At 44.1% G+C, this 23786-nt stretch carries 16 protein-coding genes; 5 read left to right on the forward strand and 11 right to left on the reverse strand.

The features are described 5' to 3' along the window. Positions 1–122 precede the first annotated feature (122 nt). Positions 123–422, forward strand: coding sequence for a thioredoxin (trxA, locus tag GTK07_RS09735; protein ID WP_163635062.1), 300 nt, complete (start codon positions 123–125; stop codon positions 420–422). Between the two features lie 120 nt (positions 423–542). Here the strand turns inward: trxA and GTK07_RS09740 are convergent, their stop codons facing one another. Together GTK07_RS09740 and GTK07_RS09745 are read right to left on the reverse strand one after the other, a co-directional pair. Next, the gene (locus tag GTK07_RS09740) at positions 543–1400 is read right to left on the reverse strand and encodes a universal stress protein (protein WP_163635063.1); all 858 of its coding nucleotides are present in this window, start codon (positions 1398–1400) and stop codon (positions 543–545) included. Next, positions 1397–2242: a universal stress protein gene (locus GTK07_RS09745; RefSeq protein ID WP_163635064.1), complete on the reverse strand. Its 846-nt coding sequence runs from the start codon at positions 2240–2242 to the stop codon at positions 1397–1399. Before GTK07_RS09745 ends, GTK07_RS09740 begins: the two co-directional genes overlap by 4 nt. 262 nt (positions 2243–2504) lie before the next feature. Between GTK07_RS09745 and GTK07_RS09750 the strand changes: the two genes are divergently transcribed. From GTK07_RS09750 to GTK07_RS09760, 3 genes are read left to right on the forward strand one after another with little or no spacing between them, the layout of a single operon-like run. Beyond that, the gene (locus tag GTK07_RS09750; RefSeq protein WP_163635065.1) at positions 2505–3581 is read left to right on the forward strand and encodes an efflux RND transporter periplasmic adaptor subunit; all 1077 of its coding nucleotides are present in this window, start codon (positions 2505–2507) and stop codon (positions 3579–3581) included. Next, positions 3578–6664, forward strand: coding sequence for an efflux RND transporter permease subunit (locus tag GTK07_RS09755; protein ID WP_163635066.1), 3087 nt, complete (start codon positions 3578–3580; stop codon positions 6662–6664). Before GTK07_RS09750 ends, GTK07_RS09755 begins: the two co-directional genes overlap by 4 nt. A 1-nt stretch (position 6665) precedes the next feature. Then, entirely contained in the window at positions 6666–7976 is a 1311-nt protein-coding gene (locus tag GTK07_RS09760; protein ID WP_163635067.1) for a TolC family protein, read from the forward strand. Positions 7977–8023: 47 nt separating this feature from the next. Here GTK07_RS09760 and GTK07_RS09765 read toward each other — a convergent pair whose 3' ends face one another. The 8 genes from GTK07_RS09765 to GTK07_RS09800 form a co-directional block, all read right to left on the reverse strand. Then, entirely contained in the window at positions 8024–9643 is a 1620-nt protein-coding gene (locus GTK07_RS09765) for a sodium:solute symporter (RefSeq protein ID WP_163635068.1), read from the reverse strand. Positions 9644–9650: 7 nt separating this feature from the next. Continuing rightward, complete coding sequence (locus GTK07_RS09770; protein WP_163635069.1) at positions 9651–10835, reverse strand: aldose epimerase family protein; 1185 nt, start codon at positions 10833–10835, stop codon at positions 9651–9653. 34 nt (positions 10836–10869) lie between these two features. Next, complete coding sequence (gene araA / locus GTK07_RS09775; protein ID WP_163635070.1) at positions 10870–12375, reverse strand: L-arabinose isomerase; 1506 nt, start codon at positions 12373–12375, stop codon at positions 10870–10872. Between the two features lie 16 nt (positions 12376–12391). Continuing rightward, positions 12392–13093: an L-ribulose-5-phosphate 4-epimerase gene (locus GTK07_RS09780; RefSeq protein ID WP_163635071.1), complete on the reverse strand. Its 702-nt coding sequence runs from the start codon at positions 13091–13093 to the stop codon at positions 12392–12394. 3 nt (positions 13094–13096) lie between these two features. Further along, entirely contained in the window at positions 13097–14773 is a 1677-nt protein-coding gene (locus GTK07_RS09785) for a ribulokinase (protein ID WP_163635072.1), read from the reverse strand. A gap of 56 nt (positions 14774–14829) precedes the next feature. Continuing rightward, positions 14830–16848, reverse strand: coding sequence for an alpha-L-arabinofuranosidase C-terminal domain-containing protein (locus GTK07_RS09790; protein ID WP_235932758.1), 2019 nt, complete (start codon positions 16846–16848; stop codon positions 14830–14832). A 20-nt stretch (positions 16849–16868) separates the two neighbouring features. Next, positions 16869–18776, reverse strand: a complete 1908-nt coding sequence (locus tag GTK07_RS09795; RefSeq protein ID WP_235932759.1) for a glycoside hydrolase family 127 protein — start codon at positions 18774–18776, stop codon at positions 16869–16871. A gap of 127 nt (positions 18777–18903) precedes the next feature. Next, positions 18904–20436: an alpha-N-arabinofuranosidase gene (locus tag GTK07_RS09800; RefSeq protein ID WP_163635074.1), complete on the reverse strand. Its 1533-nt coding sequence runs from the start codon at positions 20434–20436 to the stop codon at positions 18904–18906. Between the two features lie 496 nt (positions 20437–20932). Here GTK07_RS09800 and GTK07_RS09805 point away from each other — a divergent pair, with 496 nt between their 5' ends. Beyond that, positions 20933–21670, forward strand: a complete 738-nt coding sequence (locus GTK07_RS09805; protein ID WP_417939145.1) for an NUDIX hydrolase — start codon at positions 20933–20935, stop codon at positions 21668–21670. A 20-nt stretch (positions 21671–21690) separates the two neighbouring features. On the opposite strand, the gene GTK07_RS09810 is transcribed toward GTK07_RS09805, so the two are convergent. Beyond that, on the reverse strand, positions 21691–23766 hold the full coding sequence (locus GTK07_RS09810) for a family 43 glycosylhydrolase (protein ID WP_313790795.1): 2076 nt from the start codon (positions 23764–23766) through the stop codon (positions 21691–21693). Positions 23767–23786 lie beyond the last annotated feature (20 nt).

Raw genomic sequence — 23786 nt, forward strand, 5'->3', positions numbered from 1 at the left:
AGAAAAAGAAGTTGAGTCATTGCCAATTGAAGATGGAAATGTCACAAATTGGATAAGATGACTTTCATCAATTGCGATGATTTCTAGTTTTCATAACTTGTATACTCTTAAATTTTGAAGCCATGAAAGGTAATTTTTCGGACCTGATCAATACCGACCAACTGGTGCTTATCGACTTTTCAGCAGAATGGTGTGGACCTTGCAAAATGTTGGCCCCAATCCTTAGTCAGGTGAAACAAGAACTTGGGGATTCCTTGAAGATTGTTAAAATAGATGTGGACAAAAACCAAGGTCTTGCCAATACCTACCAAGTTAGGGGCGTGCCCACCATGATGTTCTTTAAAAATGGCAAACAGCTTTGGAGGCAATCGGGTGTCATCCAAAAAGCGGATATTGTTCAGGTGGCGCGGTCTTTTATGTAATTGCCAAAAACATATCATCACGTCCTTTGAGCAAGAAAATTGGAAGATTCGGTTAAGTTAAAAGTCCAGGTTACCATTTCATCATGGATCATTTAAGTTGAAATCATTGAAACCTAAAGCCTATTCAAATAGATGAATGACCAAAAAAGGAACTATGGAATTAAAGGCAATTTTTTTGATGACAGGCTCACGGGTCAATCTTTCAAAAAAACCCCGATCATGATTGATCATGGCCACAAGATCTATGGCTTGGTCATCCCCTATTATTTTTTGTATGGAATTCTGAACCGTGGTCTCCTTTTTCACTTCTATAAAATCAATGGGGACCGATTTGAATTTCAATTTTAAGGTCTTTTTGGAATGTTCCTGCTCCTTGGTAAGATTTCCATCCGTTACATGTGCCATTTGAATTTTGGCATGGAACATTTCCGCCAACTGTACAACGGGACTGAGTTCATAGGATTCAAAAAGATGTTCATAGCCTGTAACCAATAGAATGGTTCTTAATCCTTCAGTGCATTGATAATCATCCGGAACAGCAATGATGGGGCAAAAATCAATCTCGCGGATGATTTTGTAGGTATTGCTTCCCATAAAAACCTCTTTTAGACCAGATGCCCCCTTGGTTCCCATGATGATGTAATCCATACCCTTATTATAGACGGTTCTGCCAATGGCATTGACCAAATTGTCCGCAATGGACAATCCATGGAAATGATGGTCTGGATTCGTGCTGATCTGATGGAGTTGGTCCAAAGTCTTGTTCACCTCCCGTTCCGATTCCTCTTTCAACAAATTGAAGAAATGGGTATCATTGGCCATGCCTATTTTGGTCCCCAACCCCGATGTGCCAACCTGAAAAGCATTCAAAACATAAAAATCGCAAGGGACTTCTTTAAAAATAGCAAGGGCATAAATCATGGCATTCCAGGCATTTTTGGAAAAATCGGTAGGCAATATGATTCGCTTTGTTTTCAACGGTTAAGGTTCTGCATTACCAAAAAGGGGATTTTCATCTTTAAACTCAGAAGATCAACGGTAGATCGGTAGAGCATGTCCTCAAAAAAAGAATGGCGGGAATTGACCATAACCAGCATATCCGCATTTTTTTCACTTACTTGTTCCATAATGGCATCTGCCCTATTCTGGACCCCAGTGGTCTCAAAAAATATGTAGGGTCTGGTCAAGACTTCTTCCAAAAACATTTTGTTGTCTTCCTGTCTAGGACTAAGCTCTTCAAAATCGGTAATGTATAAACAATACACATTGGATTTGAACTTACCGGCCAGATCACCCAATAATTTCAACTCCCTCCGTTTGTAGGGCAACATATAATCCGTTGGAAAGAGGATATTCTTGGGTTGCCTGTATTCAAACTCCTCAGGAACCGCCAGTACCGGGCATTTTACATATTTGAACACCTCTATGGTGTAACTTCCAAATGTGGTTTTATGATTGCTGGTTTCCCCTTTGGTACCCATGATCACCAAATCAATGTTCATATCATCCACAAAGTCATTGATTCCATCAACCAAGGTATCGAAACTTGCAATTGACTCATAGGTATGCAGCGGATTGGGCGGAGTTCCCACAACTTCCTCCAGCATTTGGTCCAAGTTCCTTTCTATTTCTTGCTTTTTGTCGGCCTTCCGTTGTGCTATTTGTTCGTGTGAAGCAGTTTTGTACTCTCCATACACCTCATCGGCATAGGCATGGAAAATGAAAAAGCAAGCCCGCTCGCATTTGTACAATTCCTGGGCATAACGTAGTGCGTGCAGCGCGTTTTTGGAAAAATCCGTTGGGATAAGTACCGTTCTCATGACTGTCTCTTTTCCTAAAGGTACCGCTACACGTTCACCTGGAAAATGACATAGGTCAATCCCGCTTTGGCCAATTTTAACAATTTTAACATTGAACATTGTGGTTCGCACCGCCTATTTTGTCGTTAACCCATAACATCTGGACGTTCAAGGGATTCGCCTGTTAAAATACCAACATGCTTTTTTAAAGAACTCTGGGTAAACTCTATCTTTGGCACTGTGCGGTTTCTTGTTGAAACCCAATGCCATCCACCAAACCAAAATGAAAGTAAAACATATAGTCTACATCTTGTTAGTTGTTGGAATAGGTGCCCTTATCACCTATAGAATCATGTCCAACGCTGAAATAGGCAAGAATATGGATACTGGCCCTCAAGTTACCACAGTATCCGGAATGATCCTTGAACCTCAGATCTTCAAGGATAACATCTCTATTTCCGGTACCTTGGAAGCCGATGAACAGATTGAAATCCGAAGTGAGGTCTCAGGAGTTGTTGAAAGCATCAACTTTAAGGAAGGAAGCAAGGTCGTAAAAGGCCAAGTACTCCTCAAAGTAAACGACATTGAACTCCAAGCCCAGTTGTCAAAGGCCCAGACTGCCAAAAAATTGGCTTCGGAAAATGAACGAAGGGCCAAATTATTGTTGGAGAAACAGGCCATCAGCCAAGAGGAATATGATATTGCAAGTGCAGATTACCAGTCGGCCACTTCTGAAGCCGACCTAATTGCCGCACAATTGTCCAAAACTACTATAAGGGCACCTTTTTCAGGGACCATCGGATTACGTTCCATATCAATGGGAACCTACGTTACCCCATCTACGGTAATTGCCAAACTGGTGAATACCGACGATTTGAAAATCACCTTTTCGGTACCTGAAAAATACGCCTCCCAAATCAGTGTGGGCACCATACTTACGTTTACAACTTCCGATTCAGAAGAAGAATATAAGGCCACCATTTATGCCATCGACCCAGAGGTGGACATCAATACCAGAACGTTAAGGATGCGAGCGATTACCGACAATCGGAAAAACGGTCTTTATCCAGGAGCCTACGCCAATGTAAGCTTGCCATTGGAAACTATAGATGATGCCTTATTGGTACCCTCTGAAGCATTGATCCCGGTTCAAAATGGTAAAAGGATCTTTGTGTATCAAAATGGAAAGGCCAAAGAAGTCGATGTACAAATTGGCTCACGTACCGGTAAGGTTGTCAGAGTATTGACGAACCTAAAACCCGGGGATACAATTTTGACCTACGGTGTCATGGCACTGAAGGATGGTTCGCCTGTAAAGGTTAAACTTGAAGAACTTGAACCGCAGACCAACGTACAATGAACCTCTCAACCATAAGCATAAAACGGCCCGTTCTTACAATTGTGTTGAACATTACGATAATCCTTTTCGGGATTATCGGATATACTTTTTTAGGTGTTAGGGAATTTCCATCCATCGACCCAGCAGTGGTATCTGTACGTACCAGTTATTCAGGGGCCAATGCGGACATCATCGAGTCCCAGATCACGGAGCCCTTGGAAAAAGCCATCAACTCTATTGACGGGATACGGAACATTACCTCTTCCAGTGTGCAAGGTTCAAGCTCCATCAGTGTGGAGTTTGATCTGGACAAAGACCTCGAAGCTGCTGCCAATGACGTTCGTGACAAAGTATCACAAGCCTTGCGCAGCCTACCCGAAGATCTTGACGCGCCACCAGTGGTATCTAAAGCCGACGCCGATGCGGAAAGGATCATTTCCATGACGGTGCAAAGCGATAATAAAAATATTTTGGAGCTTTCCGATTACGCGGAAAATGTAATTGCCCAACGAATCGAGACCATCCCTGGGGTAAGCGGAGTTCAAATTTGGGGACAACGCCGGTATGCCATGAGATTATGGATCGATCCCTTGAAATTGGCTTCCTATGGGCTTACAGTTGCAGATGTGAGGGCTGCTCTTTTGGCCCAGAATATTGAATTGCCTTCAGGTAAACTTACAGGGGAAAACACCGAGTTGACCGTAAAGACCTTGGGCAACCTGAATACCGAAGAACAGTTCAACGATATCATCATTATGGCCGATGGCGAAAAATTGGTACAACTGAGCGATATTGGTAGGGCTAGTTTGGAAGGCGAGAACATGGAGACCAAAATGAGCGATTCAGGCCAACCAATGGTGGCCGTGGCCGTGGTACCACAACCAGGGACCAACTACCTTGAAATCGCCGATGCCTTCTACAAGGAATACGAAAAACTTCAAAAAGACCTTCCAGAGGACTTTAAGTTGAACATCGTTATTGATGATACCCGATTTGTTAAAAGAGCAGTAACCGAAGTGGCAGAGACCATTTTGATTTCCATCATACTCGTAATCTTGGTAATCTATCTCTTCTTCAGGAACTGGTCCTTGGCCTTACGTCCTTTGCTGGATATTCCCGTTTCGCTGATTGCCACGTTCTTTTTTATGTGGTTATTGGGATTCTCGATCAACGTGTTGACCCTCTTGGCCATTGTACTGGCTACAGGGCTTGTGGTAGATGATGGAATTGTGGTCACCGAGAACATCTATAAAAAAATAGAAGAGGGCATGAACCCTATAGAGGCTGCTATCAAAGGTTCCAAAGAAATCTTTTTTGCGGTCATTTCCATATCCATCACATTGGCGGCAGTATTTTTGCCTGTTATCTTTTTGGAAGGATTTGTAGGAAGATTGTTCCGTGAGTTCGGGGTGGTTTTGGGCACGGCGGTACTGGTGTCCGCCTTTGTGTCACTTACCCTTACCCCAATGCTGAACGCCTATCTTACCAAACCGGGCAAGCAGAGTAAATCCAAATTCTATGTGGTCACTGAAAAATATTTTGTGGCCATGAACGAGTCCTATAAAAGTTCCTTGGAAAAATTCATGCAACGCAAGTGGCTAAGTTTTCCAATCCTTTTTGGTTGTATCGGATTGATTGTGTTATTCTATTCCCTTCTACAAAAAGAAACGGCACCTTATGATGACCGTGCATTCGTGCGCTTGAACGTAACTGCGCCCGAAGGGTCCTCATACGAATACATGGACCGCCTCATGACCGATATCACTGACCTCATAAATGATTCCATCCCAGAGAAAAAAGTGAGTTTGGTGCTTACATCGCCAGGATTTGGTTCATCCTCGGTAAATAGTGGTCGTGCCAACGTGGCCCTGGTAGATCCGGGCGAAAGGGAACGTTCACAACACGAAATCGCCGAAGATCTTGGGCGTTGGGCCAAAGCCTACGTCGGCGGACGCTCCAATGTTTCGGAAAGGCCGACCATTTCGGTCAATCGCCGTGGGGGACCACCGATACAATTCATCATCCAAGCCAAAAACTTCGAGAAGTTGGAAGAAAAGATTCCTGAATTTATGGCCGAGGCGGAAAAAGACCCCACCTTTTCTTTCGTGGATGTGAATCTGAAGTTCGACAAACCAGAGATTTACGTTTCCATTAATAGGGAAAAGGCCGAAAGCCTTGGGGTATCTGTCCGCGATGTGGCCCAAACCCTGCAATTATCTTTGAGTGGTCAACGTTTCGGATACTTTTTGATGAATGGAAAACAATATCAGGTCATCGGGCAATTTGATAAGCAAGACCGTGACGAACCCATGGACCTTACCTCCATTTTTGTGAAGAACAAGGAAGGACAATTGATCCAGTTGGACAATCTGGTGACTATTGAGGAACACAGTAGCCCGCCACAATTGTTCCACAACAACCGATATATGTCGGCTACCGTATCTGCCAATCTGGCCCCGGGAAAAAGTATTGGGGATGGTATAGACGCCATGAACGAAATTAAAGACCGTGTCTTGGATGACACCTTTACTACGGATTTGGGTGGGGAATCAAGGGATTTTGTGGAAAGTAGCTCCAACACGGCTTTTGCCTTCGGATTGGCTTTCCTACTCATTTTCCTCATCTTAGCTGCCCAGTTTGAAAGTTTTATCGACCCCTTCATTATCATATTGACAGTGCCTATGGCGGTTGCCGGGGCCATGTTCTCCCTTTGGCTTTTTGGGGAAACCTGGAATATTTTTAGTCAGATCGGGACCATCATGTTGATAGGGTTGGTGACTAAAAATGGTATCCTGATCGTGGAATTCGCCAATCAATTGCAGGAGGAGGATGAAAATCTAACAAAAATGGAGGCTATCATGAAAGCTTCGGTTTCCAGGCTTCGCCCCATATTGATGACCAGTCTTACCGTTGCTTTGGGTGCTTTGCCCATCGCCCTGTCCCTGGGTGCAGCCTCAGCAAGTAGAACCGGTATGGGTGTGGTGATTATCGGGGGAACTTTGTTCTCACTGGTGTTGACCTTGTTCGTGATTCCTGCCCTCTATTATATGTGGTCCAGAAAAAAAGTCCAAAGACCAGAATTCAAAACCCTTGAACTGTCCTAGAATGCATACGAAGAACCGAATCTGCATACTATTGCTTTGGTTGGGTGGGCTCGCCTTTGGATTCGCCCAAGAAGTTTTAACGGTTGACGAAGCCGTAAAGATTGCCCTAGAAAATAATTACCAAATAAAAACGGCCCGGAATGACCTTAAAATAGATGAGTTGGGAGTTAGTCCGGGGCAGGCAGGAATGTTGCCACAATTGGGGGCCAACCTTACGGACAATAACAGTGTACAAAGCCTCACCCAAGTACGTAACGATGGTACTGTACAAGATCGTGATAACGTAAAAAACAGCAGTTTCAATTACGGAGTAGCTTTAGAATGGACCATTTTTGATGGATTTAGCATGTTCGCCAATTTTGAGCAATTGAAAGAGACCCAAAAATTGGGGGAAGCCGAACTGAAACAGGCCATATTGACCAAGGTGGGCGAGATCATGATCACGTACTATGACCTTGTGCAACAGCAACAACAATTATCCGCATTGGATAGCACCTTATTGATCTCCGAACAACGGGTAGAATTGGCCCACAATAGATTTACGATTGGAAAAGCGTCCAAATTGGAAGTGTTGAACGCCCAAGTGGACCTGAACACCGACCGAACCTTGATGCAACGTCAACAGGAGCTTTACAAGAATACCAAGACCCAACTCAACGAACAGTTGGCACGCGACCTAAAAATTGATTTTAGGGTAATCCCTGAAATCTTTGTGGACCAGAAATTGGAACTGGAAGAACTGGAAGCCAAGGTTGCCGAAGAGAACCCTCAACTGCAGGCCGAAAAAATCAATAAACGGATCAGTGAATTGGAACTTAAACAGATAAAGGCTGCAAGATACCCATCCGTTTTTGTAACGTCTGGATATAACATCGCTAATTCAAAATCGGAGTTGGGCTTTGCAACAAGTTCCGATTCCAAAGGATTTAGTTATGGATTTGGTGCCACCTTAAACCTTTTTGACGGTTTTAACCAAACCCGAAACGAAAAGAAGAGCAAGGTGGCCCTTCAAAATGCTGAAATTGCCATATCACAACAAGAACAGGAATTGGCATCCATGGTCAATACCACTTACCAGACCTATTTGACCAATATCAGCCTCATGGAACTGGAGGAAAAAAATGAGGCCATTGCCAAGGAAAATTTAGACATTACGGTAGAAAAGTACAGAATCGGCATTATACCCACCATCGAGTTCAGAACAGCCCAACTTAACTACATCAATGCACAGGTTCGTCATAGCAACGCTAAATTTCAGGCCAAGGTTTCCGAAATTATTCTGAAACAATTGGCGGGTAACTTGGAGATATAAAAAAGCCCATCCTTTGGATGGGCTTTTTTATATCTTTAAAGTCTCTTTTACTTTCCATTGAACCAAACCATCACATAGGCCACAATGGCCAAGATGATTATTGAAATAGCAATGTCTTTCCAATTGTAACTGTTCTTGTTTTTCTTTCTCTCTTCTTCTGAAATGGTACCATAAGTAAGGTTCATCACCTTTTCTGGGGCAGGTGCCGCGGTGGCGTAGCTCACTACCAAAATCAAAATGATACAGAACAGGAAGAACCATGAGGCAAAGGACAGGAAGTTCATATCACCCAATAGGAACCAAAAACTTTCTGGATCCAATGAATCCTTGACCAGTTCCAGAATGATGCGTAAGGCCCCTACCACAAAACCAACAATCAAGGTTACATAGGCACCTTGTGCATTGATTCGCTTGTGGAAAATACCCAACAGGAATACCGCAGTGATCGGAGGGGCAATATAGGATTGTACACTCTGTAGGTACTCATACAAAACTCCTGAAATATTGGCCATGATCGGAATCCAGACAATACCGATGATCACTGTAATGACCGTGGCAATCTGTCCGGTGCGCACCAACTTCTTCTCAGGGGTATTGGGTCTTAATTTTTTATAGATATCCACAGTGAACAAGGTGGAACAGGAGTTGAAAACGGATGCCAAGGAACTCATCAAGGCTGCCAAAAGTCCTGCTGCCACCAATCCACGAAGCCCGGATGGCAACAAATTGCTCATCAACACAGGAAAGGCCTGATCGGGACTGTCCCAGTTGAGTTCTCCCCTCATTTTCAATGTCAGGGCAATGACCCCGGGAATCAGGAACAAGAAAACGGGCATCAGTTTTAACAAGGCACCGAAAATGGTTCCTCTCCTACCTTCCTTGATATTCTTGGCCGTAAGGGCCCGTTGAACAATATACTGATCGGTACACCAATACCAAATACCGGTGATGGTACTGGCAATCAACAAAGGAGGCCATGGAAAATCAGGGTCCGAAGCCGCCCTCCACATATTCAGGTATTCCGGTGTAACAGTTTCCTTCATACTTTGCCAGCCACCCACATGATCTAACCCAATAATGGTTAGGGCTGCCGCGCCAACCACTAAGATGATAGCCTGAAGGGTTTCGGTATAGACAACGGCCCGCATACCACCAAGCACGGTATACACCCCGGTCAAGACCACCGTGGCGATGGCACCGGTCCAGAAATCGATTCCCAACAAAGCAGAAACCACAATACCACCGGCATAAATGGTAACCGAAATTTTGGTCAACACATAGGCCACTATGGAGAAAATGGATAAAATCCATCGGGAACGGGCGTCAAAACGTTTTTCCAAAAACTCGGGCATGGTGAAAACACCCGCCCTTGCATAAAACGGAAGAAATACCCAACCCAAGATCAATACGATCCATGCTTGGATCTCATAGATCAACATGGGCAGACGGTTTCCGGCACCTGCTCCAGCCAATCCCACTACGTGTTCAGAACCGATATTTGATGCAAAAATAGAGGCACCCACTACAAACCATCCCACATTTCGGCCTGCCAAGAAATAATCCTCGGTACTTTCCTTTTTCTTGCGGATTACCCAAACCGCTATGCCCAACAGGACCAAAAAATAGATGGATATCGTGATCCAGTCAAAAGAATCCAATGTTTTCATGGCACTGCTATTTGGTGGTTAGTTTAAAGGTGGTCTTCGTTTTGTAGGTTTCCCCAGGGTTCAAACGGACGGAAGGAAAATTAGGTTGGTTGGGACTATCCGGATAGTGTTGGGTCTCCAAGCAAAAGCCGGCTCTTTGTCCGTACACGCCACCTTTTTGAGCCGGGAGTGTACCATCGAGAAAATTTCCGCTATAAAATTGGATTCCAGGCTCATCGGTATATACTTCCAATACCCTACCTGTGGCCGGATGATATGCGGTTGCTGCAAGACCAAATCCTCCCTTTTCTTCATTCAAGACCCAGCAATGATCGTATCCCTTGCCCAATTTCAATTGCTCGTCATCGGCTCCTATTTCCTTGCCCATTACTTTGGATGTTGTAAAATCGAAAGGGGTACCTGCAACGGGTCTCAACTCTCCTGTCGGAATTAAACCACCATCCACAGGAAGGTATGCATCGGCATCCAAAAAGAGTTCATGGTCCAGCACACTTTGGGTAAAATCCCCCGAGAGGTTGAAATAACTGTGCTGTGTAAGGTTTACAACGGTAGGTTTGTCTGTCACGGCCTCGTAAAGTACTTCAAGTTGATTGTCGCCTGTCAGGGTGTAAGTTACCTTCACTTCCAAATTACCGGGATAGCCTTCTTCCCCGTCCACACTGGTATAGGTCAATTCCAATACGGCACCATCATCGGTACTTTTAGGAGTTGCCACCCAGATGACTTTGTCAAACCCCTTTAACCCACCATGTAGATGGTTTTCCCCATCATTGGTGGCCAAGGTATAGGTTTGCCCATCCAAGGAAAATTTGCCTTTGGCAATACGGTTCCCGTAGCGACCTATCAAGGCTCCAAAGTATGGATTGCCGTCCAAATAGGATTTTAGGTCATCAAAACCGAGCACTACATCATCATACTTTCCATTTTTATCCGGAGCGGTCCATCGCGTAATGATTCCCCCATAGGTAATCACGTCCACTTCCATGCCCATGGAATTCTTTAAGGTGTATTTATCCACTGTTGTTCCGTCTGGCTTTTCGCCAAAGGTGGATTTTACAATGTGGTCACTTTCCATTGAGGTGTTTTCGGTTTCCATGTCTGTTTGGCTTTCCTTTTTGTTCTCTTTACATCCCAAATTTAGAAGTGTTAAAAGAAAAACAAAACAAAATAAGGAAGGTTGTACTGTTTTCATGATTATGGTTTATTCGTTAATTTTTATGTGTGGCCTACATCCCGTGTTGGAACAAATGATAATAGGCTTCGTTAGCGTGCAATTGGTCCTTGAAACTTCTGATTTTGGTATCTGCATCGATCACCAAAAGTTCAATACCAAAAATATCGGCAAAATCTTCCATATATTCCGTGGTCAAAGCCTGGGTATAGACCGTGTGATGTGCGCCACCGGCATAGATCCAAGCTGTTGCAGCAATATCCAGGTTCGGTTTGGGATCCCAAAGCACCCTAGCTACAGGCAGTTTAGGCAAATCTGCCATTGGCTTTATCGCTTCCACTTCGTTCACGATCAATCGGAACCTATTGCCCATGTCCACCAATGAAGCATTCAGGGCGTTTCCTGCTGGGGAGTTGAACACCAAACGAACGGGGTCTTCCTTACCCCCAATGCCCAAAGGATGCACCTCGCATGAGGGTTTTCCACTGGCGATGGATGGACATATCTCTAGCATGTGCGAGCCCAGAACGTACTCCCTTTCCGGGGTAAAATGGTAGGTGTAGTCTTCCATGAAGGAGGTTCCCCCATTCAATCCCTCGGCCATTACTTTCATGGTGCGGACCATGGCAGCTGTTTTCCAATCGCCTTCACCGCCAAATCCATAACCATCTGCCATTAAACGTTGTACGGCAATACCCGGTAATTGACGAAGTTTCCCCAAATTTTCAAAAGTATCGGTAAAGGCCTTAAAACCGCCTTCCTCCAAAAAGGAACGCATGGCCAGTTCAATCTTGGCAGCTTCCAACAAGGATTCTCGTTTAGCCCCATTTTTTTGAAGGGATGAAGACAAATCATAACTTACCTCGTATTCTTCCACAAGGTTATCGATGGCGTTTTGTCCAATGTTGTCCATACGATCGGTGATATCGGAAGAGTCGTATCCATTTACAGCCACACCAAACCGCATTTGGGCGGCAACCTTGTCGCCTTCGGTTACGGCAACTTCACGCATATTATCCCCAAAACGGGCCACTTTCATGTGTTTGAGTTCATCTACACCCAAAGCCACTCGGGCAAAAACACCCAATTTTTGTTGTACCCTTTCACTTTTCCAGTGACCGACCACTACTTTTCGGTTTTTTCGCATACGCGACATCATAAACCCAAATTCACGATCCCCGTGGGCGGCTTGGTTCAGGTTCATAAAATCCATGTCAATGCTGTCCCAAGGAATTTCTGCATTGAACTGGGTATGAAGATGGCATAATGGCTTACTTAAGACAGAAAGTCCGGCAATCCACATTTTAGAAGGGGAAAACGTATGCATCCAAGCTACAATACCGATGCAGTTTTCCTGGTTACTGGCTTCCCTGCAAAGCGCCAAAATTTCTTGTGGTGTGGTCACCACCGGTTTGAAAACAAGTGTTAACGGAATTTTTTCCGAACCGTTCAATCCATCCACAATGTTCTTTGAATTGTCAGCAACTTGTTTTAAGGTTTCCGGTCCATATAAATGTTGGCTTCCTGTTACAAACCAGATTTCTTTTGAGGATATTTTCATTTAGTTTTAAATTATATTATTGACCGTAATAGGCATTTTTGCCATGTTTACGCTCGTAGTGTTTTTTTATGAGTGAATCTTTTAATCTGGGTGCGTTCGGATTGATCTGAAGCGTGAGATAGGCCATCTGAGCCACAGTTTCCAAAACTTTACTGTTATACACGGCCTTGGCCGCATTCTTTCCCCAAGCAAATGGTCCATGGTTACCGATTAGCACCATTTCGACCTCATTATGGTCCAAGTTCCTTTCTTTGAAACAATCCAATATCTGGATACCGGTATTGTGCTCATAATTCCCTTGTATCAATTCGTCTGCCATGGGAGGGGCACACGGGATATCTTGGGTCAAATGATCGGCATGGGTGGTTCCAAAAACGGGAATATCCCTCTGTGCTTGGGCCCATGAAACGGAATACATGGCGTGGGTGTGTGCCACTCCTCCAATGCTTTCCCAGTTTTTGTAGAGGTGACTATGGGTTTCGGTATCGGATGAGGGCCTCATATTGCCATCCACCACATTGTTATCGTAGTCCAAGATCACCATGTCCTCGGGTTTCAAAGTTTCATACGGAACCCCGCTTGGTTTGATGGCAAAAACGGCTTTGTCCCTATCCACTGCACTAACATTCCCAAAGGTGTAGATCACCAATCCCAAGGCATTGAGTTCCATATTGGCCTCGTAGCATTCTTCTTTGAGCGATTTGTATTTTGAGCTCATGGGTTATTTATTTTTATTGGTTTGGTCTTCCACGAAAGTTCCCAGTTGTTTGTATGCTTCCATCAATTTGGAATAAGCATCCACTTGGGACGCCTGTGGAAAATATTCTGCTTCAAAATCACTGCCCATCACTTTACTGGCTTCAATTACGTTGTCATAAATCCCAGATGCGACTGCGGCGTAAATAGCAGCCCCCAATGCGGGAGCTTGGTCAGATTCGGCTACTTTGATGGGCATGTTCAACACATTGGCCAAGGTCTGCATGATGAAGGGTGACTTTCTGGCCACACCTCCAATACCAATCACCGTTTCAATCTTCACTCCTTCTTCCTCAAAACGATCTACGATCATCTTGGCCCCAAAACAAATGGCATTCACCAAAGCCTTAAAAATATGTGGTGCCTTGGTTCCGAGTGATATCCCCATCATCGCACTCTTTAACTCTTGGTTGGCATCGGGGGTCCTTCGGCCGTTGACCCAATCCAAGGCAATGGGTACGGTTTCCGTCAGTGGAATATGTTCTGCTTGTTTCGCCAATTCACGGATAAACTTGGATTCCATTTCATCTTTCAAATCTTTCTTTTGCTGATCGGACAACAAAGAAGATTTCATGACCAAATTGTCCAAAGGCCATTCCAACACATTTTTGAACCAAGCCAAAACATCACCAAAAGCGGACTGACCTGCTTCCAAACCAACCATTCCAGGAATTACAGAGCCATCAACTTGGCCACATATTCCCTTTACTGTCTTGTCCCCAACTGCATCGTTGGAAGAGACCATGATATCGCAAGTACTAGTCCCCATCACCCGTACCAAGGCATGATGATCTACCTTGGCACCCACTGCACCTGCATGGGCATCAAAAGTGCCTACGGTAACAACGGTTTTGGTAGTCAGTCCCAATCGTTCCGCCCATTCCGGGTTCAAATGACCTGCTACTTGATCCGATGTATAGGTTTCATCATAAAGGGAATCGCGCAAATCGGCCAGATAAGGATCCAGCCTTTTCAAAAAATCCTTACTTGGCAACCCGCCCCAACTCTCATGCCACATGGCCTTGTGCCCAGCGGCGCATCTACTTCTTTTAAAGGTAGCAAGGTCTTTGTCATCAGCAATGAGATAGGTAATAAAATCACAATGTTCCATCCACGTGTAGGTGGCATCTACTACCTTTTTGTCTTCCCTTGCCACATGCAAGATTTTGGCCCAAAACCATTCGGAGGAGTAGATTCCACCTTCGTATTTGGTATAATCTTCCCCGCCCCAAGTCCTGGCCAGTTCATTGATCTCATTGGCTTCCTCAACGGCCGTGTGGTCTTTCCAAAGAACCATCATGGCATTGGGATTTTCTTCAAAACCCTTTACCATGGCCAATGGAGTTCCATCTTTGATGATGGGCATGGGAGACGAACCCGTGGTATCGATACAGATTCCGAGAACGGCTTCAGGTTCAACTCTGCTTTGCTCCATCACTGATTTTACGGCATGCTCCAATCCTTCAATATGGTCCAATGGGTGCTGCCGAAACTGATTGATCTCGGGCCTGCAGTATTTCTGTTCCTTCCAGCGTGGGTACCAAAATACCTCCGAAGCCAGTTCTGCCCCGTTTTGGGAATCAATCATTACGGCCCGCACGGAATCCGAACCATAATCCAATCCAATTACATACTTTTTCATTCTTCTTAACTAACCTCCAATTATGAGCTTATCCAAAGGATAAATTTTATTTTTATTTAAATATTGATTCGATAAATAACCAAAGCTTGGGGAGGCAATAGTGCATCCAATTTACTTTTCTTGAGTTCCAAGACACTTTCTTTGGGACTGATCTTTAAAGGATCTGCAAAGGAATTTTCTGCCTGTGGGTCATCCATGGCCAAAGTCAATACCCCGACCTTGCCCTTCAGCACCTCATCCCCGAAGCCAATACTTATGTGTTGTTGTCCGTTTGATGTGTTCACTACCTTAATAATGATCTCGTTTGTAGTTGCATCTTTCACCACAGTGGCATAAAGCCCATCTTGTCCTATCAACTCCTCCCCATTTTCGGTAATGGACAATAGATCCGTGCCGGCGTGGGTAGAAAACATTTTCTGTACCTGATAATTTGCTGTTCCGAACGACTGAAGGTTATTGAACCAGATCATGTCCGGGGTCCACTGCCAACCTTCGGCATGGGCCATCAACGGGGCATAGGATGTTAAATAAACCACATCTGCATTGCGTTCCAAACCTGTCATGAAAGCAGCTTCGGAAAGGGCACAATCCCAGTTGTTCCTGTTTTCAGGACTTGCGGTGGCCACACTTTGTGCGGCATATTCGCCCGCAAAAACCTTGGGACCGTTTCGATCATAACTGTCATAACGATCGGCATTTTCCCTGAACCATTGTGGGGGACGATAATAATGTTCGTCCACGATTTCGGCGTTCAACTTTTTAAGTTGGTCCCAACCATATTCAAAATAATCCCCCTCAGGGAAAGGTCCACTGCCCGAAACGATCACAATTTCTGGATATCTGGATTTAATGGCCTGTTCAAATACCATGTATCTTTCAATGTAAGCTGGTCCCCATTGTTCATTTCCAATACCGATATATTTCATGTTAAAGGGTTCTGGATGACCCATCTCGGCCCTTACTTTTCCCCAAGCCGTATTCATATCGCCATTGGCAAACTCGATAAGATCAAGGGCATCCTGTACATAGGGTCCCAATTCGTCCATGGGTGCCAACTCCCCGGTATTGAACTGACAAGCCATTCCACATCCTAATATGGGAAGGGGCTGGGCACCAATATCCTCGGACAGTTGAAAATATTCAAAGAACCCGAGTCCAAAACTTTGGTAGTAATCCGGGGCCGGTCTATGTGCAAATTCGGTGTTCCAACGGTTGATCAAAATTTCCCTATCCTCAATATCTCCCACCGTTTTTTTCCATTGGTACCGTCGTGCCAAGGTTCTACCCTCCACAACACAACCTCCGGGAAAACGAAGGAATCCAGGGTGAAGATCGGCCAGTAATTGCACTAGATCCTTCCGAAGTCCTTTTTCCCTTCCTTTCCAAGTATCTTTTGGAAAAAGGGAGATCATATCCAAATCGATTTCTCCTTTGCCTTCGAAAGTAATCTTGGCCTTGGCCTTCATTTCTGTTTTGAAAACCGTGAAACTGGTGTCATACGTTTTCCAATCCCTGCCATCAGGAAGAATGGTGGCTTCCCCCAATACCTGATCCAAAGAATCTACTAACTGAAAATGGATTTTTTGAATGTCACCCGAATGTTTAGCCGCCTTCAGAGAAAGATCATACTGGGCACCTTCGTGTACACCCATGCCCTTAAATCCTTCGTTGATCAAAACATAGCCTTGGGGATCCCTTACCTCAACCCGAGCAAAATTATGGTTGGTTCCTTCGCCTCCATATTTTACCACGGACATGATCCCTGATTGGTTGTTGAAGGAATGTCGATCGCTATTGGGTTCTACCCAACCTATTTTGGGCAAGGTGAACTCAAAGGAGCGGTTCTTGATCATTTCGGCATACAGACCTCCATCCGCAGCAAAATTGATATCTTCAAAAAAGATACCGTACATGGTGGGTTGAATCTTGATACCTGTATCCTTGAGGTCAACCACTAAGTGATGTTCCAAGTTGGCAGGTGATGTTTCAGATGTATTGGTTACTTGGTCCTTGCAGCCCAAAAAACTGGCGGCCAACACCCCGATTACCAACATATTTTGAAAAGGAACTTTCATGTATTGCTTTTTGAATCCTATTAATTTTCCTTGACAGGCAACCAAATCTTCATTTTACCCACGCCTCTGTTTGACCAGGCATAGTAAGGAATGGCAGTCAAATGTTCATTGGAAACCGTATTCACACCCCCCAATAGATCGGGTTTCAGTTCCACCTTAAATCGATCACTGGGATATAAACCTATTTGGTCAAAATCGATCTTGTTGTCCATTTCTTCGACCGCATATACCAGAGGGCCATACTCAAGGGACATTTTGCCCCTGTCCTCTTCAACCAATTGGTTGGCCATCACTTTTCTTACCTCCATAGGGAAACTCAGTTCCACCACATCGCCTGCTTGCCAAGTTCTTGAAATGGTGAAATAGCCATTTTCTTGCTTGGCATTCACTTGCTCATCATTGACACTGATTATGTTTCGATCCTCCATTTGAGAGGAAAAATGATACAGATTGCCATGCAGTACTTGATTTCTTGCCCACCCTGGAATTCTTAGCTTCATGGTAAACTCTCCTGCTTGGTCGGGATCAATGGTCAATTTTACCTTGCCATCCCAAGGATACATGGTTTCTTGTTTCACTTTAAGATGGTGGTCTTTTAGTTCAACCGTAGCCTCGTTTGAAGCATAGAGATTCACATAGAGTGTATTCCCGGTTTTGGAATAGATGAGTCCGGGCATGGCGGGAATGAATCGAATCACATTGGTAGGGCAGCAGGAACAATCGAACCAGTCCTTTCTTGTACAGGCTCCCTGATTGAATTTGTAAACTCCGTCCGATTCCAAGGCATTCGGATAAAAGAATTGTTGACCATCCAAGGAAAGCCCTGAAATCAATCCATTGTAAAGGGTCCTCTCTATGACATCAAAGTACTTTACATCTCCCGTAAGGTTGTGTAACCTATGGTTCCAATACACATCGCCAATAGCAGCGCAAGTTTCGTTATAAGCAGTTAAATTGGGGAGTTCGTAGTTCTCCCCGAAGGCCTCTCCGTCGTGTTTGGCACCTATTCCGCCCGTAATGTACATTTTTTTGTCCACCATATTGTTCCATAGCGCATTTACCGCTTTTAGGTAAGCGGTATCCTTTTCAATGGCAGCGATATCGGTCATTCCAGCGTACATGTATACAGCCCTTACGGCATGCCCCACTACTTCGTCCTGATCGACCACTGGAAAATGGTCTTGGGAATACGGACCGAACAATTCATGGTTTTCGGAATCTCCCCTATGGTCAAGAAAGTATTTTGCCAAATCCATGTACTCCTTTTTGCCGGTCACTTGATACAACTGTATGAGTCCGGTCTCAATGATCTGGTGACCAGGAACTGCGGCAATTTTGCCATCGCCATCCCCAAAAGTATCCACCATAAGATCGGCATTTTTTATAGCAATGTCCAGAAAGTTGCGCTTTCCGGTTGCTTTAAAATGTACCACGGCAGCCTCGTACAGGTGGCCGGCGTTGTATAGCTCATGGCTCATGAAGAGGGATTCCCATCTTTTTCCTTCCTTCACTTCTACCCACTTTGCGGGTGGTTTTGCAGGATTGATGGTTCTCCAAGTGGTCAAGTAACCATCCGATTCCTGGCCTACTTTGATGATGGACACCAAGGAATCCATCAATTTTTCAAGTTCCGGATTTGGTGAACTGATCAAGGAATTGGAAGCCCCCTCAATAATCTTATACACATCGGTATCATCAAAGGGCATGGCCCCTTTTACCTCTCCTGGCATTTTCCCACCGGCAATCAAAAAGTTGTCAAATCGTCCTTCTTCCCTACATTTTTCTATGGCGTACTCAATGGTCTTCTGTTGAACCCTCTCGATAATGGGGAGCCAGAATTTATCCTTCAATTTAATATTTCTAATATTGATGGCCTCGATAGGATATCCGGTCGAAGTTATCTCCGCAGTCTCAGCCTCGGCTACCATTTCATTTTTTTTACACCCAAACAAACAAATTAGGGTGATTGCAAGAAGTAAGCATCGATTAAAACAGGGCGAATATTTTAGGTTCATTTATCTGGTTTTTATGTGTTTGTCCCTTCGGGATTTCCCTTTATTCCGATTGAAGCACTACCACTGAAAATGGCGGCAAGACAATTTCTGCCTGTCCTTTTTTGATTTTTATCTTTGAAAATGCTTTGGGTTTTACCCTATCCGGATTCTCAAAAGTGTTGTGGTCCTGCAGGTCATCGGAAGTCAGGATCGTTCCGGTAAATTGTTTTGTACCAAACTCCTCCAACGAAAGATTGATGACATGTTCTTTGTGTGCATCAATATTCACCAATGAAATATGGACTTTCCCTTGTTTATTTTTGGAGGCCGAAATGGAAATAGCAGGCAATTCGCTCCCTTGAAATACGTACTTGGGCGAAGTAAAGGAAACGGTCAACAACGCTGCATCTTGGTGCACGTTGTACATTTTCATAACATGGTAGGTAGGGGTGAGTAGCATTTTTTCACCTTCGGTCAGCACCACTGCCTGTAATACATTGACTGTTTGGGCCAAATTGGCCATCTTGACCCTATCCGCATGATTATTGAAAATATTAAGGGTAGTTCCCGCAATCATGGCATCTCGGAGTGTATTCTGCTGATACAGGAAACCGGGATTGGTACCTTCCATCACATCATACCATCCTCCCCACTCATCGACCACCAGTGCTATGGTATTGTCTGGATCGTATTTATCCATGATGGCTGTATGGTTCACGATCAAGGTGTCCATTTTGAGGGCGGTCCTCATGGTTGAAAAGTATTCTTCCTCACTATAGTCTACGGATGAACCTTTATCGTTCCATTCCACAAAGGAATAGGAATGCAGTGCAACCCCTTCTATCAGATGCTTAGGTATATCCCGCATCAAAACCTCGGTCCAATGGTAATCATCCACATTGGCCCCTGAAGCAATCCTGAAAATACCATCATTATTGGACCAATCGGTCATAAAAGTTGCATACTGCCTGTAAACATTGGCATAATGCTCTGCGGTCATATTACCGCCGCAGCCCCACATTTCATTACCAACCCCCCAATATTTTACCTTCCATGGTTCTTCTCGACCGTTTTGTCTACGCCATTCGGCCATGGGACTGCCACTTTTGTGCAGCACGTACTCCACATATTCGGTAAACTCCTTTACTGTGCTGCTGCCCACATTGGCCGCCAAGTAGGGTTCCGCACCCAAGGTCTCGCACAGGTTTAAAAAGTCATGGGTGCCAAAGCTATTATCCTCTGTAACCCCTCCCCACCATCTGTTTACCATGGTAGGCCTCTTATCCTTTGGGCCCACGCCATCCTTCCAGTGGTAGGTGTCGGCAAAACAACCGCCGGGCCATCTAAGGTTCGGAATCTTTAGTTCCTGTAAAGCTTTGATGATATCGGCGCGAACACCATCCTTATTTGGGATCTTGCTTTCTTCACCTACATAAAGGCCATCGTAAATACAACGTCCCAAATGTTCAGAAAAATGACCATAAATGTGTTTGCTTATGGTTACCGGCTCGAATGGTTCCGATATGGCAACTGTGGTCTGCGCCGAAACTTCCACCGAAACAAAAACACCAATAATCCAAATCAATCCTTTCATAGCAGTATATATTATATGTTTCACTAGTGATTCACCAAAATCCATCAGATCTATCTGTAACCTATAAGCTGCCAAGCACTTAAAAATATGGCGCGACTCATAAATTGTTTTAATAATAGATTCCGCACCCCTAGTTGGATGCGGAATTCAAAAATTAACCAAACTTAATTATATATTCAATATAATTCTTTAAATATCAGGGCTTTAAAAACTATTTTTCAAGATTCAACGCAGAACATCCATTTAAAAGGACAAGGCATTACACTATTGGGAAAACGTTTTACGGTTCCACTCAAAAGCAAACCATTCCGTTAAATCCTAGAAATTGCGGTTCATTGTTTTTACAAGTGTTTTTTAAACACCATAAATAAAGGAAAGAAAGTTTGGAAATGCAAACATTCCGTTAAAAAAATGTATATTTAACACTTATAAGTTTTACCGTGGATTCCCCGACCTTTATTTGTTTTATAATAATAGAATTAAGATTTTAGACCTCATGAAAATTTTAGATAACATGGAGGTTGCCAAAGATGCCAACTTACAACTCAATTATTATCAGAAAGAAGATCAGGTTCTTTTGGCGGTTGACTGTATCATTTTTGGATTCGATAAAAAGGATTTAAAAATATTATTGATCAAACGAAACTTTGAGCCGGAAAAAGGGAAATGGTCTTTGATCGGTGGATTTCTTAAGAAGAACGAGAACCTTGATCAGGCCGCAGTGCGGGTTTTGAAGACCCTTACGGGCCTAAGCGATATTTACATGGAACAACTGTATACGTACAGCAAAGTGGACCGTGATCCAGGTCAACGCACCATATCCGTTTGTTATTATGCCTTAATCGATGTGAATGCCCATAATTTTGATGGCATACAAATCGATTCTGCCAGTTGGATCGAACTGAAGAAGGCTCCAGAGCTTATCTTCGACCATGACGAGATGGTACAAAAGGCCATTGCAAGACTCCGACGTAAGGCAATGACCAATCCCATTGGATTTGAACTACTGCCTGAAAAATTCACCATGAGACAACTCCAGAACCTGTATGAATCCATCTTGGATAAGAAACTGGACAAAAGGAATTTCATCAATAAAATCAATTCTTTAGATGTGCTCGTGAAATTGGATGAAAAAGATATGACCGTTTCCCGAAAAGGTGCCTATCTCTACATTTTCGACAAGGAAAAATATGAGAAAAAGGTAGAAGAACATGGTTTCAACTTTAAGATTTAGAACAAAAAACCCTTATTTTCCTATTTACCCTTGAATTTTGGATTGGAGGTTTTCATCAAATCGTTGATTTCATCCAAATCCAGAGCATAATCGTACATCTTTACCGAAGATAAATAACCGGAAAAGTGCTCGCCTACGTCGGAAGCTCCTATTCGTAACTCTGCATCCTGAATCTGGGAAGCAAGCACCATGACTTGGGAGTTATCCAATTCTCCATCTACATATATTTTTTCGACTACCCCATCAAAAGTGAGTACCAAATGATGCCAAATACCCGAAGACGGTATAGTGTTATAACCCATATCAAAATGACCATCCAAATGGGCAGCTGCACCATAATTACCACTATTGTAGTGCATGGCATTATAGCTATTGGCCAAGTTATAACGAAACCTGTCGCACCATGATGCCAAGCACTCCCCTTCCTTCCCAATTTCAGGGTTTTTTACCCACGTGGCCAACGTGTAAGCCCCGTTCCACTCCAGACCTTTGGGAACAGGCCGATCCAGAACCAAGGCCCCCTCAACAAACTCAAAGGCCTTCACTCCCTCATCATCCACGGAAAGGGCCACCTGTCCGTTTCTCATGAATTTTCCTCCTAAACTTCCATGATTCCTAATGGAATCCAGCCCAACTGCTTGGGACATTTCCTTAGCATCAATACCTATCAATTGTTGATGTGTACTGGCCGTACCCGGCCCTTCACTGGAAGGCTTGCCCCGCATTTGCAACGGAATTTCGAATAACGAATCATATACCTTGATGTTCCAAACGGACGCATATAACCCTGTTTTCTCCGTCCCTAAAATGGTCAACCTCATATAACGCCCCTTTGCATCGCCATCATCGATCATAGGACTTCCCGGCACCCTGTTTTGGGAACGATCGGTAAAAAGTTGCCATGATTCTCCATCCTTGGAATACTCCAACTTGTATTGGTAGTAATATCCGGCAAACTCAAATTGGGTCATCACCCTTTTGATATTGATCATCCGACCCAAATCAATAGTAAGATCTTGTGGAAACGTATTGTTACTAGCCTTCCAAAGGGTGGCATTGTGGTCATCCGTGGCATGGGAAGGTTGGTACTCGTAATCGTATTGCAAGGATTTTAGCTGGTATGATGACGAAGCTGTTGCCTTTGCATATAAAGCTTTATTTTCAGGGACCTCGGATGCCATATCCCCAAAAATAGGCCTGGCGCCCGGTTCCACTTTCTTGAGGGTGGAATCGTTCTCGAAAACCATTTCATCTGCACAGACCTGCCGTGACAGCCCTCCCCTGGTCATGGGATAATCGTGCTTATGATACACTATGTAGTAATGGCCATTTTCTTCCAATACGGAATGATGCCCCGGCCCATGGACCGTTCCATCTTCATTAGTGGCCAAAATGGGATTGTTCTCCCCTGGTAAAAAAGGTCCGTAAGGCGAATCGGAATACGCATACCTAACATGATAGGTTTCATCATGACAGGAACCTCCAGAATACATAAAAATATATTTATCGCCCTTTTTCATCATGTAGGCTGCCTCAAAAGGTTCCGGGGTCTGTTCCAAGGGAATGTTTTTGGCATTCTTCATTTTGGCCATACTGATGGTATCCAGTTCCCCAACGGCATAACCGCCATTGTAATGCACCCAAGTGCCCCAATAACCATAGATTTTATTATCATCGTCCTTAAAAAATTGTGCATCCAAAGAAGGGAAACCTTCACGGGGATAGTTGTGGGCAATGACCGGTATATCCTCTTCATTCAACTTTTTCCACGGTCCCACTGGAGAATCCGACACATAACCATAGATATTACAACCCGCCTGACAATTCCCAAAGTACAGGTAATATTTCCCATCCGAGCCTTCAATGATATCCGGTGCCCAAAAATTCCTGAGGTTCACCGATTCCAAAGATGGCACTTCCATGGTATGATTGTACCAATTTTTAAAATCCTTGCTATACCATACCGTGGGTACCCCAGAAGCGAGCATTTCATTATCGGTAGTGGCATAGATGTAATAAATGCCCCCAAACTTTTTTATGGTCGGGTCTGCAAAATACCCTGGTAAAATAGGATTGGTCCCATGTGAAGATTTCACCACCTCAGGTTGTGGTGCAC

This window comes from Flagellimonas sediminis, from assembly GCF_010500845.1.
Lineage (GTDB): Bacteria > Bacteroidota > Bacteroidia > Flavobacteriales > Flavobacteriaceae > Flagellimonas > Flagellimonas sediminis.

Bases quoted from the DNA above. Each gene is read 5' to 3' on its own strand.
- trxA (WP_163635062.1), top strand. From the start codon at position 123: ATGAAAGGTAATTTTTCGGACCTGATCAATACCGACCAACTGGTGCTT.
- GTK07_RS09745 (WP_163635064.1), bottom strand. From the start codon at position 2,242: ATGAGAACGGTACTTATCCCAACGGATTTTTCCAAAAACGCGCTGCAC.
- GTK07_RS09750 (WP_163635065.1), top strand. From the start codon at position 2,505: ATGAAAGTAAAACATATAGTCTACATCTTGTTAGTTGTTGGAATAGGT.
- GTK07_RS09755 (WP_163635066.1), top strand. From the start codon at position 3,578: ATGAACCTCTCAACCATAAGCATAAAACGGCCCGTTCTTACAATTGTG.
- GTK07_RS09760 (WP_163635067.1), top strand. From the start codon at position 6,666: ATGCATACGAAGAACCGAATCTGCATACTATTGCTTTGGTTGGGTGGG.
- GTK07_RS09765 (WP_163635068.1), bottom strand. From the start codon at position 9,643: ATGAAAACATTGGATTCTTTTGACTGGATCACGATATCCATCTATTTT.
- GTK07_RS09770 (WP_163635069.1), bottom strand. From the start codon at position 10,835: ATGAAAACAGTACAACCTTCCTTATTTTGTTTTGTTTTTCTTTTAACA.
- araA (WP_163635070.1), bottom strand. From the start codon at position 12,375: ATGAAAATATCCTCAAAAGAAATCTGGTTTGTAACAGGAAGCCAACAT.
- GTK07_RS09780 (WP_163635071.1), bottom strand. From the start codon at position 13,093: ATGAGCTCAAAATACAAATCGCTCAAAGAAGAATGCTACGAGGCCAAT.
- GTK07_RS09785 (WP_163635072.1), bottom strand. From the start codon at position 14,773: ATGAAAAAGTATGTAATTGGATTGGATTATGGTTCGGATTCCGTGCGG.
- GTK07_RS09790 (WP_235932758.1), bottom strand. From the start codon at position 16,848: ATGAAAGTTCCTTTTCAAAATATGTTGGTAATCGGGGTGTTGGCCGCC.
- GTK07_RS09795 (WP_235932759.1), bottom strand. From the start codon at position 18,776: ATGGTAGCCGAGGCTGAGACTGCGGAGATAACTTCGACCGGATATCCT.
- GTK07_RS09800 (WP_163635074.1), bottom strand. From the start codon at position 20,436: ATGAAAGGATTGATTTGGATTATTGGTGTTTTTGTTTCGGTGGAAGTT.
- GTK07_RS09805 (WP_417939145.1), top strand. From the start codon at position 20,933: ATGAAAATTTTAGATAACATGGAGGTTGCCAAAGATGCCAACTTACAA.